The sequence below is a fragment of the Rhodococcus sp. BE178 genome (assembly GCF_050433545.1).
Taxonomy (GTDB): domain Bacteria; phylum Actinomycetota; class Actinomycetes; order Mycobacteriales; family Mycobacteriaceae; genus Prescottella.
Genome location: NZ_JBNPXA010000002.1, coordinates 156,311 through 172,215, shown reverse-complemented (window position 1 = coordinate 172,215; position 15,905 = coordinate 156,311). Strand labels below are relative to the sequence as shown.

General features: G+C 70.9%; 16 protein-coding genes and 1 pseudogene. 11 read left to right on the top strand and 6 right to left on the bottom strand.

Annotated features, from left to right (window positions below; genetic code table 11):
• The first annotated feature begins 4 nt into the window (after nt 1–4).
• The 5 genes from J2X34_RS04905 to J2X34_RS04885 are packed head-to-tail and all read left to right on the top strand — an operon-like array spanning nt 5 to nt 4,488.
• Entirely contained in the window at nt 5–223 is a 219-nt protein-coding gene (locus tag J2X34_RS04905; RefSeq protein WP_114722386.1) for a hypothetical protein, read from the top strand.
• Nucleotides 220–744 (top strand): V-type ATP synthase subunit E family protein, encoded by a 525-nt coding sequence (locus tag J2X34_RS04900; protein ID WP_181818810.1) that lies wholly within the window; start codon nt 220–222, stop codon nt 742–744. The genes J2X34_RS04905 and J2X34_RS04900 overlap by 4 nt, the downstream gene beginning before the upstream one ends.
• Nucleotides 741–2,456: a V-type ATP synthase subunit A gene (locus J2X34_RS04895; RefSeq protein ID WP_429516267.1), complete on the top strand. Its 1,716-nt coding sequence runs from the start codon at nt 741–743 to the stop codon at nt 2,454–2,456. The genes J2X34_RS04900 and J2X34_RS04895 overlap by 4 nt, the downstream gene beginning before the upstream one ends.
• Nucleotides 2,453–3,847: a V-type ATP synthase subunit B gene (locus J2X34_RS04890; protein WP_114722389.1), complete on the top strand. Its 1,395-nt coding sequence runs from the start codon at nt 2,453–2,455 to the stop codon at nt 3,845–3,847. The genes J2X34_RS04895 and J2X34_RS04890 overlap by 4 nt, the downstream gene beginning before the upstream one ends.
• Nucleotides 3,844–4,488, top strand: a complete 645-nt coding sequence (locus J2X34_RS04885) for a V-type ATP synthase subunit D (protein ID WP_429516266.1) — start codon at nt 3,844–3,846, stop codon at nt 4,486–4,488. The genes J2X34_RS04890 and J2X34_RS04885 overlap by 4 nt, the downstream gene beginning before the upstream one ends.
• A 10-nt stretch (nt 4,489–4,498) precedes the next feature.
• Here J2X34_RS04885 and J2X34_RS04880 read toward each other — a convergent pair whose 3' ends face one another.
• Nucleotides 4,499–5,131, bottom strand: coding sequence for a response regulator (locus tag J2X34_RS04880; protein WP_429516265.1), 633 nt, complete (start codon nt 5,129–5,131; stop codon nt 4,499–4,501).
• A 169-nt stretch (nt 5,132–5,300) separates the two neighbouring features.
• On the opposite strand from J2X34_RS04880, the gene J2X34_RS04875 reads away from it, so the two are divergent.
• Genes J2X34_RS04875 through J2X34_RS04865 form a run of 3 tightly spaced genes read left to right on the top strand, consistent with a single transcriptional unit; the run spans nt 5,301 to nt 6,944 of the window.
• Complete coding sequence (locus tag J2X34_RS04875) at nt 5,301–6,191, top strand: universal stress protein (protein ID WP_220181926.1); 891 nt, start codon at nt 5,301–5,303, stop codon at nt 6,189–6,191.
• Nucleotides 6,192–6,216: 25 nt separating this feature from the next.
• Nucleotides 6,217–6,405 (top strand): hypothetical protein, encoded by a 189-nt coding sequence (locus J2X34_RS04870; RefSeq protein WP_429516264.1) that lies wholly within the window; start codon nt 6,217–6,219, stop codon nt 6,403–6,405.
• Entirely contained in the window at nt 6,393–6,944 is a 552-nt protein-coding gene (locus J2X34_RS04865) for a flavodoxin domain-containing protein (protein ID WP_114722394.1), read from the top strand. The genes J2X34_RS04870 and J2X34_RS04865 overlap by 13 nt, the downstream gene beginning before the upstream one ends.
• Nucleotides 6,945–6,966: 22 nt before the next feature.
• On the opposite strand, the gene J2X34_RS04860 is transcribed toward J2X34_RS04865, so the two are convergent.
• Nucleotides 6,967–7,950: an Acg family FMN-binding oxidoreductase gene (locus J2X34_RS04860; RefSeq protein ID WP_429516263.1), complete on the bottom strand. Its 984-nt coding sequence runs from the start codon at nt 7,948–7,950 to the stop codon at nt 6,967–6,969.
• A 189-nt stretch (nt 7,951–8,139) separates the two neighbouring features.
• Here J2X34_RS04860 and ppsA point away from each other — a divergent pair, with 189 nt between their 5' ends.
• The 3 genes from ppsA to J2X34_RS04845 are packed head-to-tail and all read left to right on the top strand — an operon-like array spanning nt 8,140 to nt 11,813.
• Nucleotides 8,140–10,455, top strand: coding sequence for a phosphoenolpyruvate synthase (gene ppsA / locus J2X34_RS04855; RefSeq protein ID WP_429516262.1), 2,316 nt, complete (start codon nt 8,140–8,142; stop codon nt 10,453–10,455).
• 3 nt (nt 10,456–10,458) lie between these two features.
• Nucleotides 10,459–10,884, top strand: a complete 426-nt coding sequence (locus tag J2X34_RS04850) for a CBS domain-containing protein (RefSeq protein ID WP_429516261.1) — start codon at nt 10,459–10,461, stop codon at nt 10,882–10,884.
• The gene (locus tag J2X34_RS04845) at nt 10,881–11,813 is read left to right on the top strand and encodes a universal stress protein (RefSeq protein ID WP_429516260.1); all 933 of its coding nucleotides are present in this window, start codon (nt 10,881–10,883) and stop codon (nt 11,811–11,813) included. The genes J2X34_RS04850 and J2X34_RS04845 overlap by 4 nt, the downstream gene beginning before the upstream one ends.
• On the opposite strand, the gene J2X34_RS04840 is transcribed toward J2X34_RS04845, so the two are convergent.
• The 4 genes and pseudogenes from J2X34_RS04840 to J2X34_RS04825 form a co-directional block, all read right to left on the bottom strand.
• Complete coding sequence (locus J2X34_RS04840) at nt 11,797–12,219, bottom strand: Hsp20/alpha crystallin family protein (RefSeq protein ID WP_114722467.1); 423 nt, start codon at nt 12,217–12,219, stop codon at nt 11,797–11,799. The two genes, J2X34_RS04845 and J2X34_RS04840, sit on opposite strands and share 17 nt — an antisense overlap.
• 109 nt (nt 12,220–12,328) lie before the next feature.
• Nucleotides 12,329–13,261, bottom strand: a complete 933-nt coding sequence (locus tag J2X34_RS04835) for a universal stress protein (RefSeq protein ID WP_429516259.1) — start codon at nt 13,259–13,261, stop codon at nt 12,329–12,331.
• A gap of 79 nt (nt 13,262–13,340) precedes the next feature.
• Nucleotides 13,341–14,975, bottom strand: coding sequence for a sensor histidine kinase (locus tag J2X34_RS04830; protein ID WP_429516258.1), 1,635 nt, complete (start codon nt 14,973–14,975; stop codon nt 13,341–13,343).
• Nucleotides 14,976–15,350: 375 nt separating this feature from the next.
• Nucleotides 15,351–15,551, bottom strand: a pseudogene (locus J2X34_RS04825) (SDR family NAD(P)-dependent oxidoreductase); the annotation flags it as partial.
• Nucleotides 15,552–15,905: the final 354 nt, after the last annotated feature.

The following is a 15,905-nucleotide window of genomic DNA, read 5'->3' as shown; positions in this document are numbered from 1 at the left end:
CAACGTGGCCCGGGTCGCGGTCCTGGGTGCCGCACCGGCGGTGCAGGGCTACGCGCTCGCCGGTGCGCTCGTGCTCGCTGCCCCCGACGACGCCGCGGTCCGCGCCGCATGGGAGTCCATACCCGACGATGTGGCGGTGGTGGTGGTCACCGCGGCCGCCGCGCGGGCGCTGGCGCCGGACCTCCTGCGCGGCGAGCGCCCCCTGGCTGTGGTGATGCCGTGACCACGGTGCAGACCGCCGCGACCGATGCCCTCGCCCCCGTGCGCAGGGCACTGGCGGCACAGGCGCGGCGTGACGCCGAGCGGATCCGGGCGGCGGCAGCGGCGAAGGCCGCGGCGACCGTGGCGGAGGCCGATCGGGCGGCCGAGGCGCTGCTTGCGCAGGCGCGGGCGGACGGGGAGACCGACGGTGACCTTCTCGTGGCCGCGGAACGCTCCCGGGCCCGTCGGGACGCCCGCGCCGTCGTGCTCGCCGCCCAACGGGAGGTGTACGACGAACTGCGGGCAAGGGTCCGGGCCGCCGCCACCGAGCTCCGGCGGGACCCCGGGTACCCTGCGCTGCGCGCGCAGTTGGCGCGACAGGCCCGCGCCGTGCTCGGAGCCGGTGCCGATATTCAGGACCACCCGGAGGGCGGCGTCGTCGGCACCGCGCCCGGCCGTCGGGTCGTGTATTCACTCCCGGACCTGGCCGAGCAGCAATTGACAGCACTCGGCGACGCCGTCTCCGGGGTGTGGGCGCCGTGACGGCCCGGGTGGTCCGAGTCTCGGGCTCGCTCGTCGAAGTGGAGCAGCTGCCGGCAGTCGCCATCTTCGACATCGTCGCGCTCGGCGCGCGCCGACTCCCCGGCGAGGTCGTCGCGATCGACGACGGACTGGTCACCGTACAGGCGTACGAGGACACCGCCGGACTCGCGCCCGGCGCGCCGGCCGAGTCCTCGGGGGCCCCGCTGTCGGCGCGGCTGGGCCCCGGGCTGCTCGGCGGGGTCTTCGACGGGCTGTTGCGGCCACTCTCGGACGCGGGGACGTGGCTGTCACCGGGCGCGTCCGGTGACAGCGCCGACGAGCACTGCTGGGAGTTCACCCCGACCACGCGGGTCGGCGTACATGCGCAGTCGGGAGACGAACTCGGTGTGGTGACCACCGGCGGTCCGCTCACCGTGCCGATCCTGGTGCCGCCCACCCTGGACGGGATCGTCGACTCCGTCGCGGCCCCGGGCCGCTACCGTGCAGAGGCGGTGATCGCGTCGGTTTCCGGCACCGCGGTGCCGCTGTCGGAGCGGTGGCCGGTCCGACGACCGCGCCCCTCCCGAACCCGCATCGACGACGTCGAGGTCCTGCACACCGGGCAACGGGTCCTCGACATGCTGTTCCCGATCGCGCGGGGCAGTACGGCGGCGGTTCCCGGCGGTTTCGGCACCGGGAAGACCATGCTGCTGCAGCAGATCGCGAAATGGTGCGACGCCGACGTCATCGTGTACGTGGGCTGCGGCGAACGCGGCAACGAGATGGCCGACGTCGTGCAGGATCTGGCCTCGCTCACCGATCCCCGCACCGGACACCCGCTCGCGGCCCGGACCGTCGTCATCGCGAACACCTCCAACATGGCGTTGATGGCCCGCGAGTCGAGCATCTACAGCGGCGTGACGGTCGCCGAGTACTTTCGGGATCTCGGACACCACGTCGTCGTCATCGCCGACTCCACGTCGCGGTGGGCGGAGGCGCTGCGCGAGTTCGCCTCGCGGTCGGGCGAACTCCCGGCCGAGGAGGGCTATCCCGCCGATCTCGCGTCGGCGCTCGCCGCGTTCTACGAGCGTTCCGGCCAGGTTGTCACGCTCGGCGGCCGACGCGGCTCGGTCACCATCGTCGGCGCGGTCTCCCCGTCCGGGGGCGACATGAGCGAGCCGGTGACCGCCCAGACCCTGCGTTTCGTACGCGCGGTGTGGAGCCTCGACCGGGACCTGGCGTACGCGCGGCACTATCCGGCGGTCGCCTGGTCGGGGTCGTTCTCCACCGACACCGTGGCGATCGCCGCCCGACGTGCCCGCGACGGGGATCCGGGGTGGACCCGTCGGCGCGCCCGGATCAGTAGCCTGCTCGCGGACGCCGACCGCCTGGACGCACTCGCCGAACTCGTCGGCCGTCACTCGATGCCCGCCGCCGAACGCGTCGTCATGCTCGGCGGCCGACTGCTGCGGGAAGGCGTCCTGCAACAGAGCGCACTCAGCGACAACGACGGCTTCTGCTCCGCCGCGAAGGGCGCCGCACTCGCGGACGCAGTCCTGGCGGTCATCGACCGGTGCACGTCCCTCGTCGACGCCGGAGTGGAGGCCGATGCGCTGGAGGCCGTGGATTTCGGCCCACTGGTGCAGGCACGGGAGGAGGCCGGACCCGACGATCTCGACCGGGTGGAGCGTATCCGCGACGACATGCTCGCCCGGCTCGAGGAGTTGTCGTGAGCGGGGCGCCACACGTCGAGTACTCGCAGGTGAGCAGGCTGCGCGGCCCCCTGCTGGTGGTGCGCGGGGTCACGGGTGTGGGTTGGGACGAATCGGCGCTGATCCGGCTCGGGTCCGGAGAAATCCGGCACGGCCAGGTGCTCGAGGTCGACCGCGACCTGGCCGTGTTACAGGTGCTCGAACGCACGGACGGCATGCGCCCCGAGAACACGTTCGTCTCCTTCGCCGGCGAGGCACTGCACGTCCCGGTGGGTTCGGGCTGGCTGGGGCGGGTCTGCAACGGCCGCGGCGAACCGGTCGACGGGGGACCGCCGGTCCTCGCCACCCGGCGGGCCCCCGTGTCCGGCTTCCCGCTCAACCCGACGCACCGCGATCCACCCGCCGACGCGGTCCTCACCGGCGTCTCCGCGATCGACGCGCTGACCACCGTGGTGCGCGGGCAGAAGCTGCCGGTGTTCTCCGTCGGCGGGCTCCCGCACCTGGAGCTAGCCACGCAGGTGGCCGCGCAGGCCAATGTCGCCGGCGAACCGTTCGCCGTCGTATTCGCGGGCATGGGACTGACCCACGCCGACGCCGACGCGGTGCGCAACCGACTCGAACAGCGGTCCGCCGCAGGAGATCTCGTACTGGTCCTGAACACTGCCGACGAGCCCGCGGTCGAGCGGGTCCTCACGCCCCGACTGGCCCTGACGATCGCCGAGCACCTCGCGTTCGACGACGGTCGCCACGTCCTCGTCGTCATGGCCGACATGACGTCGTACGCGGAGGCGGTGCGGGAGGTGTCGGCCGCGCGCGGCGAGATCCCGGGCCGGCGGGCCTATCCGGGCTATCTGTACAGCGATCTGGCCTCGTTGTACGAGCGCTGCGGGCGCATCCGGGGCCGACCGGGCTCGGTGACCGTCGTGCCGGTACTCACGATGCCCTCGGGCGACATCACCCATCCCGTGCCAGATCTGACCGGCTACATCACGGAGGGGCAGATCGTGTTGTCGCCGCAACAGCAGAAGGACGGGATCTATCCGCCGGTCGACGTGCTCGCGTCGTTGTCGCGCCTGATGCGCCGGGGCGCCGGTCCCGGCCGCACCCGCGCCGACCACCTCGATCTGGCGGCCCAGGTGCTGGCGTCGATGTCGAAGGCGCGCCAGGTGGGCGAGCTGGCGGAACTGATGGGCGAGGACGCACTGGGCACCGTCGATCGCGCATACCTGGGATTCACCCGGACCGTCCAACGGCACCTGCTCGATCAGGGAGCCGACGAAACCCGATCCCTGGACGACACGCTGAACCGGGCGTGGGCAGCGCTGTCGACGCTCCCGCGTTCGGAGTTGACGATGCTCCCGCAGAGCCTGCTCGACGCGCACTACCGGCCGGCGGAGGGTAGCCCGTCATGACGCGGATGGGGCACGTGCCTCCCGGACGGACGGGGCGACTGTGGCTCGAGCGCCGATTGGAGGTGGCCCGGCGGGGAGTGGACCTGCTCGACCGCAAGCGGCAGGTCCTGCTCGCCGAGGGGGAGCGACTCGAGCGGGTGGCGGCCGACACCGCCACCGCATGGCAGGACACCTGCCGGGAGGCCGACGCGTGGCTCGTCCGGGTCCTCCTGCTCGGTGGCGAGCGGGCGATCCGGCTGGGTACCGGCGAGACGGCGCAGGTCGACATCGAATGGGCGCGATCGATGGGGGTGCGGTACCCGGCCTCTGCCACGGTGACGACACCGGCAGAGCCGCTGCGGGACGACCCGCTGGACGGACCCGCGGTGTTCGACGCACGTCGCAGCCACCGCGCGGCACTCGAGGCGGCCGTCCGGCACGCGGCGGCCCTGGCGGCCGTGCGCACGGTGCGCGCCGAGGAACGGACGACCGCGCGGCGGATGCGCGCGCTCTCGCAGCGCTGGATTCCCGCCCTCGAGGACGAACTGAGGAGGCTGCGACTGGAACTCGAGGAACAGGAACATGCGGATGCCGTCCGGCGGCGGTGGGTTATGGACCGACGCACGGCAGACGGGCCTCGGCAGCCCGAGGCAGGGACGTAGCACGACCGGGTCAGTCGACCTCGTTCGACACCTGCAGTTTCGCGGCCAGCACCGCCGCCTGGGTGCGGCGCTGCACCCCGAGTTTCGCCAGTAGCCGCGAGACGTAGTTCTTCACCGTCTTCTCGGCCAGGAACATGCGCGCCGCGATCTGCCGATTGGTCAACCCCTCACCGAGCAACACAAGCAGCCGCCGCTCCTGTGCCGTGAGATCGTCGGGCAGGCCGCGCCCGGGTCGGCTCGGGCGCGCCTGCTGGACGACCCGAGTGTCGTGCAGCGTGTGCCCAGCCCCGACCTCCCGCACGGCCTCCACCAGCTGCATTCCCCGAATATCCTTGACCACATAGCCTTTCGCGCCGGCAGCGGTGGCCTCCCGCATCGCGCGCTCGTCCCGGAACGAGGTGACCACCAAGCAGCGGAGCTCCGGCAGACGCGTGCGGAGTTGGCGACACACATCGATACCGCTGCCGTCGGGCAACCGGACGTCGAGGAGTACGACGTCCGGCCGCAGCGCCGGAATCCGCGCCAGCGCCTGCGAGCGGTTCTCCGCCTGCCCGATCACCTCCATCTCGGAGTCCGCGTCGATGAGTTCGGCCAGGCCACGCCGCACGACCTCGTGGTCGTCCACCAGAAAGACGGTCAACATCCGAGCACCTCCAGGTGCATTCGATCCGATCCTACGACCTGCGGACTCCCACGACCTGCGGACTCGGCCCAGCCAGGACCGGGTCGCGGACACCGGGACTTCCGGCCCTACCCGCGTGCGACGGACACCGAAACGATGGGGGGACGCGAACGTGTTTGGAGGAGCGACCGTGGACGGTGCCCAGTCCGAATCGCCGATCGTCGTGGGAGTCGACGGATCCGCGACGTCGTATGCCGCGGTGAGCTGGGCGGCGCGGGAGGCCCGGTACCACCGTCGCAGATTGCACATCGTGACCGCGCTGGGTGCGCCCACCCCGTACGGCGACGGAATCCGCTTGCCGCCGAGCTACTTCACGGACCGCGACCGCGCCGTACACGCGCACCTCACGGAGGCCACCGCGATCGCCCGCACCGCACTGACCGACCCGGACGCCACCGAAGTCACGACCGAGGTTCTCGAGGGCTCGGCGCGGCCGGTCCTGATCGAGGTCTCGAAGTCGGCACGGATGATGGTCCTCGGCAGCCGCGGGCTCACCCGACTCACCGCGGTGCTCGCCGGTTCGGTGACCACCGCCCTCGCCACCCACGCGCACTGCCCGGTTGTCGTGATCCGGGGACAGGCAGGTCAGACTTCGGGAACCGGCGCCGTCGTCGTGGGTATCGACGGCTCCGAGAACAGCCGATCGGCCCTGGTCGTGGCGTTCGAGGAGGCGGCGCTGCGCGGCACCGACATCGTCGCGATCCACACCTGGTCGCCGTTCGCGCTGTCCACGGCATTCGACGACCAACTCGACCTGCCGTGGGACCAGGTGGAGGTCGCCGAGCGGGCGGTCCTGTCCGAGAGCCTCGCCGGCTCGCAGGAGCGCTACCCCGAGACCGCCGTGTCACCGATGGTGGTGCGGGGGCAGGCGGCGGACGAGCTGCGTGAGCAGTCCGCGGACATGGAACTGCTCGTGGTCGGCAGCCACGGGCGCGGCGGCTTCGCGGGCATGCTGCTCGGTTCCACCAGCACGACGCTCCTGCACACGGCGACATGCCCGCTGATGATCGTTCGAACATGACCGGCCACCGACCGGAGGGAACGCTGTGGGCAGGCTCGACGCGCAGATCTACCTGATGGCCGGTTCCGCCGTGGATGTCGGCGATGCGATCGCGCGGGCGTTCGAACGGCGCCGACCGTGCGTCGTCAGCGGGCCGAGCGGCCCGGACCCCCACCCCCACCCCGACCTCGACCGCCTTCCGGCAGACGAGGACGGCGGACAATGCCGACCCTGATCGCATACGCGTCGGCTCACGGGTCGACCGCGGGGATCGCCCGCAGCCTCGGCCGGCGGCTGACCCACCGCGGCCTGGACGTAGAGGTCCGCGACTGCGCCGAGATACCTGCCGGCACGCGACCGAGCACCCTGGTCATCGGCAGTGCGGTACACGAGAGCGAATGGCTACCGACGGCGGCGCGGTTCGTGGACCATCTCGCCGCGGGCGCCGAGGAACTCCCCGTCTGGGCGTTCTCGGTCGGGATGGTAGGCGACGAGGGAAGCGCGCTCGCCCGCCCCGTCACGGCGCTGCTCCGACGGATGCTGCGCACCCGCGAGCCGACCGCGGTCCAGCAGCTACGGGCCCGGACCCACCTCCGCGGGCACCACCGCTTCAGCGGCCGCTTCTGCGCCACGGACGCGGCCGACACCGGTCGGGCCGGGCGAATGGTCTTCCGCGCCATGGGCGGCCACTACGGCGACTACCGGGAATGGAGCGCAGTCGAGGCATGGGCCGACGACATCGCAGTCGAGATCGATCGACAGACCCACTCCTGACCGCCGCGTACCCTCTCGATCCTCACGCCCGCCACACCTCGTCGACCGGACGGCGACCCGTCATCGGCGGCGCATCACCACCGGGCCGGGCGCCGATACGAACCACGATCTGAGGGAACGGGAATCGCTCACCCGCGTCGGCGCCCGCATCACCGACCAGCGCCCGGCTCGCCGACACCTCGGTGAGATGCGTCAGGGGGCACGTGGCCAGGCCTCGCGACGTGGCCGTGAGCAGGACGTGCGACAGCGCCTCACCGCTGCGCAGCCAGTCCAGTCGGGTGTCGGCCTCGGTGCTGATCACGGCCAGCGCGGCCCGGTCCGGGCCCGATTCCGGGGACGCGAGCGTACCCACCGGGAATTCGCGACCGACCGGGACGGCGCCCTCGGCCGGCAGCGCCGCGCCGGGAATACCCTGGTCGGGCAGCCGATGGCCCGCCCACCAATACAGTTCGGCGTGGTAGGCCGGATCGTAGTGGCGGATCGAGGCGCTGTTCCGCGCCGCCTCCGCCATCCGAGACGGGCCGTCCTCGCCGAGCATCGTCAAGGACGCCCCGAACCGGGGGACCAGATCCTCGTCCACGCCGACGAGATCCGCGGGACGCGGGGCGGCGAACGGACGGCGATCGGTGCGCCGGTGGGCGATCGCGGTGCGCAACGCATCCGACCGGTTCTCGGTGTCCGCGGCCCGCGACCGGGGCAAGGGCTCGAACGCCACCGTCGCCAGGTGCATCGGGTTCCGCGAGTCGGGGAGTCGCTCGACCGCCGCGCCCCACCCGTACCGGGAGATCACGACCGCGAAATGGTGCAGCACGGCACCGCAACTGATCACCATCTGCCGGCCGATCGGATCGGCGACAGGAACCGAACGGGAGCCGTCGGCGTGCAACTGGAGTCGGCCGCCGGACATGGTCCACCGCCACGGCTGACTGTTGTGCAACGACGGCGCCCGGCAGGCCGTCTCGACTGCCTCTCGAATGGACTGGAGTGCCACACCGGCTGCCATCATCAACCGAGTCTCGTCGCGGCGCCACGGACCGGGGAAGGGCCCAAGGGCCCTTTCCGCACCGACCACGCACCGACCGCGCGGGGCCAGGAACGTCCGATGACCTTGGGCCCTGTCGAGCGCACCCGGCCGGGTGTTTGCTGAAGAGCAGACGGTGACCGACCACCGCGTCCCGACCGAGGAGCTCGGACCATGACCGCTCAGCCTGCCCGGACACAACAGCGCTGGACCGCGTCCATCGACCGACTCGGTCTCGCGGACGCACCGTCGGTCGGCGGCAAGGCCGCCAACCTCGGCGAACTCACCCGCAACCACTTCCCGGTGCCGCCGGGCTTCGCGGTTCCCGAGTACGCGTACCTCGCGGCGATGGACGCGGCCGGTATCCGCGCCGACCTCGCCGCGCGCGGCGTCGCATCCCGCACCGCCGACGACGCCCGGATCACCCGCGCCGCCGAGGAACTGCAGCGCCTCGTCCGGGACGTCGTTCTCCCGGAGAACATGCAGGACCAGATCCAGCGGGCGTACCGGGACCTCGGCGACGACGTGTCGGTCGCGGTGCGCTCCTCCGCGCCCGCCGAGGACGCCGCCGACACCTCGTTCGCCGGAATCCACGAGAGCTACACCGACGTCGTCGGCGTCGACGCCCTGATCGACGCGCTCCGCAAGTGCTGGGCGTCGCTGTGGTCCCCACGGGCACTGACCTATCGGATTCTGCGCAAGTACGACGACGAGCCGTCGATCGCGGTCGTGGTGCAGCGCATGGTCCGCTCCGATCGCTCCGGCGTCGCGTTCACCGCAGACCCCCGCACCGGCGCGCGGGACCGGATCGTCATCGAGTCGGCCCTCGGCCTCGGCGAGGTGATCGTCGGCGGACAGGTCGAACCCGACACCTACGTGGTCGCGAAGGACGGCTTCACCGTCCTCGACCGACACCTCGGCACCCAAGCCTTCGCGATCGAACCCTCCGACACCGGCGACCGCCGCGTCGAACTCTCGACCGATGACGCCACCGGCCAGGTGCTCGCCGACACCCAGGTGGTGCAGGTCGCGAAGCTGGCCGCGTCGGTGGAAGCCCACTACGGCAAACCGCAGGACCTCGAGTTCGCGTTCGAGGGACCACAACTGTGGCTCGTGCAGACCCGCCCGATCACCACCCTCGGCGACAGCGGGCAGTCCGCACCCGCGGCACGAACAGCGGACCGGGCAACCCCACTGGCACACGGACTCGGCGCCGGCCCCGGCACCGCCACGGGAACCGCCCGGGTCCTCACCGAACTCGCCGACGCGGCCCGCCTCGCCGACGGCGACATCCTCGTCGCACCCATGACCCGCCCCGACTGGTTGCCGGTCCTGCGCCGCGCCGCAGCGATCGTCACCGACGGCGGGGGAGTGACCTGTCATGCCGCGATCGTCGGCCGCGAACTCGGCCGTCCCGTCGTCGTCGGAACCCACGACGCGACCACCACGATCGCCGACGGCACCCTCGTCACCGTTGACGGGGACCGCGGCACCGTCCACGCCGGCGCGCGCCCTGCGACCACGGAGCCCGAACCCGGCCGCACAGCCGAACCGGTGCGCGCGGCCCCCGCGGCAACGACGGCCACTGCCGTGTACGTCAACCTCGCCACACCCGACGCCGCCGAGCGCGTCGCCGCGACCGACGTCGACGGGGTGGGGCTGCTGCGCGCCGAGTTCATGATCACCGGGGCGCTCGGCGGCGCCCACCCCGCGGCGATGATCGCCGACGGGCGGCGCCAGGAGTACATCGACGAGATGGCCGCCGGGGTCGAACACATCGCCGCGGCCTTCGCGCCCCGCCCCGTCGTCTACCGGGCGGTGGACCTGCGCTCCAACGAATTCGCCGAACTCGAGGGCGGCGACGTCGAACCCGACGAGGACAACCCGATGATCGGATACCGCGGCTGCTTCCGGTACGTCCGCGAACCGGAACTGTTCGCACTCGACCTCGACGTGCTGCACCGGGTCCGGCGGCACCTACCGAACGTGCACCTGATGATCCCGTTCGTGCGGACCCGTTGGGAACTCGCCCGCTGCCTCGCCCAACTCGACGCCCATCCGCTCGGCACCGACCACGGCATGCTCCGCTGGATCATGGCCGAGGTGCCGTCCGTCGCGTATTGGATTCCCGCGTACGCCCGGCTCGGGATCCACGGCGTCTCCATCGGCAGCAACGACCTGACCCAGCTGATGCTCGGCGTCGACCGGGACTCCGAGATCTGCAAGGACCTGTTCGACACGATGGACCCGGCCGTCCTCGACGCCATCGACCGCATCATCGACACCGCCCGCCGCGCCCGCCTGACCACGTCGCTGTGCGGACAGGCCGTCTCCACCGATCCGCGACTCGCCGAGCATCTCGTGCGGCGCGGCATCACCTCCGTCTCGGTCACCGCCGACTCGGCGGCACACACCCGTCACGTGATCGCGTCCGCCGAACAGCGCGTCCTGCTCGAACACGCCCGCGGGCCCTCCCGCGGGGAGGCCTGACCGATGCGCGCCGGCGACATCATGACCAGCCGGATCGTCGCCGTCGGGGAGCACTCCACGCTCGCGCAGGCGGTGCGACTGCTGGCCGGCACCCCGGACACCTCGCTGCCGGTCGTCGACGCCTCCGGGCACCTCGTCGGCCTCGTCACCGCCACCGATGTGCTCGAACGGATCCGGAACCTTCTCGAATCGTCCGACATCGGGGAGGCCGTCGGAGGTAGCGTCACCGATGCAATGGCCACACCCGTCCTCGCCATGACCGCCGACACCGATATCGAGCACGTCGCAGCCGCCCTCGGCGAACCCGGCACCTGCGCGGTGCCCGTCGTCCGCGGGTTCACGCCGATCGGGATGATCACCCGCCTCGAACTGGTGCGGGCGCTCGCACACCGCGAGACCGGGCCCGCACCACCGAGGAGAACCCCATGACCAACGGCCTGCCGAACGGCCCGATCGTCGTCGGTGTCGACGGCTCGCCCACCTCGCGTGACGCCGTTCGCTGGGCGGCGCAAGAGGCCGACGCCCACGGTGCGCCCCTGCTCCTCGTGTCGAGTGTCAGCCCCGGCGGCATCGGTATGTCGTCGCCGTTCACCGACGACCTCCGGATCTCCGGTGAGCGGGCCATCGAGGACGCGGTGGCGCTCGCGGCCGCCGAGATCCCCGGCGACACCGTCGACACCCGCACCGAGTTGTCGCAGTCCACCCCCGTCAACGCGCTGCTCGAGCACTCACGGACCGCGCGCACCATCGTCCTCGGGACCCGCGGGTTGGGGGAGTTCACCGGCGGGCTCGTCGGATCCGTCACCTCGGCGCTCGTGCGGCACGCCCACTGCCCGGTCGCGGTGATCCCGGGATGGCCCCACCCCGGTGAGCCCCCGGTGGACGGCCCCGTCCTCGTCGGGGTCGACGGCACTGCCGCCAGTGAACCGGCGGTCGCCGCCGCGTTCGAGGAAGCCTCGCTGCACGGTGCCGAACTGGTGGCGGTACACGCGTGGTCAGACCGCGACCTGTCGATCGGCTCCCCGTTCGATCCGTCCGCCGGCACCAGCCGTCTCCCGTGGCCGACCACCGAGGCCGCCGAGCGGGCCGTGCTCGCGGAAAGCCTGGCAGGGTGGCAGGAAAAGTACCCGGACGTGGCCGTCCGTCCGATCGTCGTGCAGGACCGGCCCGTACGCAATCTCCTGATGCGCGGAAACGGTGCCCGGCTGATCGTCGTCGGAAACCGCGGGCGGGGCGGCTTCGCGAGCATGACACTCGGATCTACCAGCACCGCGCTGCTGCACACCGTGACGTGTCCGCTGCTGGTCGTCCGCTCCGCCCCCGGCGATCGGTCGCCCGGGGTCAGTCGACCGGCTTGACCTGGATCTGCTTGGCACCCGACGTCTTCGCCGTCAGCCCCACCGTCACCTCGAGGATGCCCTTCGAGTAACTCGCGTCCACCTTCTCCTCGTCGGCACCGGCAGGCAACGCCACCGTGCGACTGAAGGATCCGTAGCTGAACTCGGACCGACCGCCCTCGGACTTCTCCTCGGACCGTTCCGCTTCGATCGTCAGTTGACCGTCGGCGACACTGACCTTGATGTCATTCTCCGGGTCCAACCCCGGAAGCTCGGCCCGCAGAATGTAGCGGTCGTTCTCGACCCGATCCTCGACACGAATCAGATTGCCGCCGAACGGCGGTCGGAACCCTGTCACCGGGAAGGCGTCGAACAGTTCGGACAGGTCCGGAAACACCGAACGGCGCCGGGCCGGAACACTGGACATGATCACTCCTCGCTGTCGTGGAGACCGCGCAATCGGTCGCCACTCCATTCGACTCCGTTCGGCGCGAGGAAGGCAGGGTCCTATGTCACCGAGGCGGTGCCTCGCAGTGTTACGGAGGTGAGAACCGGCAGATCATGATCGGACAACTCGCGTGATGGAGCAGGTTCTGGCTCGTCGACCCGAGCACGACACCGGTGAGCCGGCTCCGCCCCCGGCTGCCGACCACCACCAACTGGGCCTGCTCGGAGTGTTCGAGCAGCAGCTTCCCCGGACTGCGCCGCTCGAGGTGACTGACGACCTCCACCTCGGGATGGTCGGTCGCGAACCCCGCCAGCGACTCGGACAGGACCGCTCGTTCCTCGGCCTCCACCCGCGGCCAGTCCACCAACCGAAACGCGCTGTAGCGATCTATCGGCCGGTCCGGGCCCCACGCGTGCACCGCCACGAGCGGAACCCCGAACACGGCAGCGAACGCGAACGCGGCGCGGACCGCGCGGGTACTCGCCTCGCTCCCGTCCACGCCCACCACCACCGGGCGGGCGTCCCCACGGCCGGTGCGCCCGCCCCGGCACACCACGACGGGGCACCGTGCATGGTTCGCGACACGCTGCCCCGTCGAACCGACGAGCGCCGCACCGATCGTGCCCGCCCCGGTGGCTCCCAGCACGAGAAGCTCGGCCTCGTCCGCGACGTCGAGCAGCGCCGCCGACGGCGGCCCCGGATAGATCCCGGTCGTGAACTCGACGCCGGGATGAACGGCGCCGAGTTCCTGGCGGGCACGCGCCAACACGCGGTGGGCCGCCTCGTCCAACTGCTCGGTGAACTGGGCCTGGATGAGCACCGCGGCCTCACTCAGGTAGACCCCGGGAGTCGGCAGCACGTGTGCGACGTGCAGTGGCATCCGTCGCCGCCGCGCGACGCCCGCCGCCCAGTGCAACGCGTCGAACGCCGCCTCGGATTCGTCGACGCCGACGACGATCGCACCCCGGCCGGCGTCATCCGTCGTGTCCTCACCCGCGTCGGAATCCGTGCCCGTGTCCATGCCGACCTCCACGTCGCCGAGGAACTGCCCGTGCAGCGGACTCTTCCACTACTGGCCCTCGGCCGCCACGGTTACCCGCTCACCGCGGCAACGGCGCCGACCAGCGGACCCGCGTGCCGACGCCCACAGTCGAATCGAACCGAAACTCCCCGTTCACCTCGTCCGCCCGCGCGGCGAGATTGACCAGGCCGCTCGGATCCAGGGGGTCGGCGACACCACGGCCGTCGTCCCCGACCTCCACCGACAGTCGGTCCCCGCCCCGCACGTCGACGGAGATCCGGTCGGCCCCCGAATGCCGGACCGCGTTGCTCACCGCCTCCCGGACCACGGCTTCGGCATGATCGGCCAACACCGGGCCGACCGCGTCGAGGCCTCCGCCGATGTGCACCTCCGTACCGATGCGACTCTCTGTGGTCAGATCGGCCACCGCCCGGCGCAACCGGGCAGGCAACGACTCGGCCGCCGCATCGCCGCCGTGGAGGTCGAAGATAGCGGTCCGGATGTCGCCGACGGTGGCCTGCAGTTCGTCGATGGTCGCGTCGAGACGTGAACGCGCCGCGGGGGAGTCGATCAACCTGAGCGTGCCGTGCAGAGACAGCCCCGCCGCGAAAAGGCGCTGGATCACGTGGTCGTGCAGATCCCGTGCGATCCGGTCACGATCGGCCAGCAACGACAGCTCCTGCTGTTCACGTTGCGCGGCGGCCAGTCGCATCGCCAGGGCCGCCTGATCCGCGAACGACGTCATCAGCGCCAACTGGTCCGCATCGAACGACGAACGTCCCCGAAGCCGCAGCGTCACCAGAACGCCGACGACAAGGTCGGACGCCCGCAACGGCACGATCAACGTGGGACCGAAATCCCTTACCGCGCTGCCGAATGCGTCGTACTCGAGATGGTCGGTACTGTTCGGCGTCCGGGTCCGGAAGGCCGCGCCGGAACTGGACCGGCCCACCGGGATCCGTTGGCCGACGGCCCTCGTCGACTCGGGACCCGACGCCACGGTGATCACGAGGTAGTCCACATCGTCCGCCGGTAGATCCGGATCGGACGGCACCGCCACGAAACTCTGGTCGGCATCGGTCAGTTCACGCGCACGATCGGCCACCACCTGCACCGCATACGCGGGATCGCCGCCGGCGAGCAACTCAGTGCTGACGTCCCGCAGCGCCTCGAGCCGACTGCGTCTCGACTCGGACTGCTCGTAAAGCCTCGCGTTGTCGATCGCGATGCCGGCCGCCGACGCCAATGCCCGCACGGTGTTCTCGTCGTCCTCGGTGAAGCAGGCCCGATCCCGCTTCTCGGTCAGGTACAGATTCCCGAACACAGTTCCGCGCACCCGGATCGGTACACCCAGGTAGGTGCGCATCCGAGGATGACCGGGCGGGAACCCCACCGCGGACGGATGCCGCTCGACGTCGTCGAGGCGCAGTACCGCCTGCTCCTCGAATCCCAGGCCGAGAACGCCGCGGCCCTGGGGGAGTTCACCGATAGCGGTGACGGTCGCCGGGTCGATCCCACGGTGGATGAACTGCGCCAAGCGGGTCTGTCCACATTCTCGGATACCGAGCGCCCCGTATCGAGCACCGGTCAGCCGCATGCCCGACTCGACCACGCGGCCCAAGGTGTCGTCGAGATCCAGTCCGTTCGTGACATCGAGTATCGCGTGCACGAGCTTCTCGAGCTGATCTCGTGTCCGGCATGCATCGAGGCTCAACTCGTGTTGCCCGAGTTGAGTACCAGCGCCCGGGTCTGCACCCGGACTCGCACGGCGAGACACACCGCCATTGTCCCATGAGCGCGCGGTCCGGGCCGTGACCTCGAACGATTCGGACAACCAGCGTCATTCGCGTGGTACGCGGGAACCGATCATTACGCCACTGTGACGAATAGACGGGTGGGAGCCCCGGGGAGGGGGAGAGCGCCCGGGGGTCGATGCAGCAGGTGTGGTCGTCAGTCCACCGCAGACTGGCACTGCAGCTGCCTTCCCGGGGGACCGCCATCGGCGACCCAAACTCCACACCGACGTTATGGCCTCATACAGCTCGATCCTGCACACGGAGACCGTCGACGTGGCGGTGTCCTACGACTGGAGAGTGCCGAGCAGCGGAGTTTTGAACAGGCCCGGGGCGATCGTGTTCACCCGGATCTGAAGCGACGCCAGATCTCGCGCGATCGGCAGCGTGGCACCGACTATCCCGCCGTTGGATGCCGAGTATGCGGCCTGCCCGATCTGCCCCTCGAACGCCGCGACAGATGCGGTGTTGACGATGACACCGCGCTCGCCGTCGACCCACTGCCAGCTGGATGGAAGGAGAAGGCGCCGAGATCCGAACTCCGCAGGCACCGAACGTTCGAGTCGAGCGGGCACCGGCGCACTCGGCCGGACCGACTGCACCGTCCATTTGCCGAGCGCGGTGACAGCTCTGCCAACTGTGGTGGCGATTTGCCGACCAGCGTGGCGATTCACATCCGGGTGAATCGCCACCGTAGTTGCCATTTCTCGGAGTTCTGACCTGCGGAGTGACAACTGAGATGACGACCGTGCGGCGCCTTTATGGCCAATGTAGTTGGCAATTTGTTCAGGCTGCCCGGACGCGGCAGCGGTTCGCGACGGGCGAGTGATACCAACAGCCCGGCAAGTAAG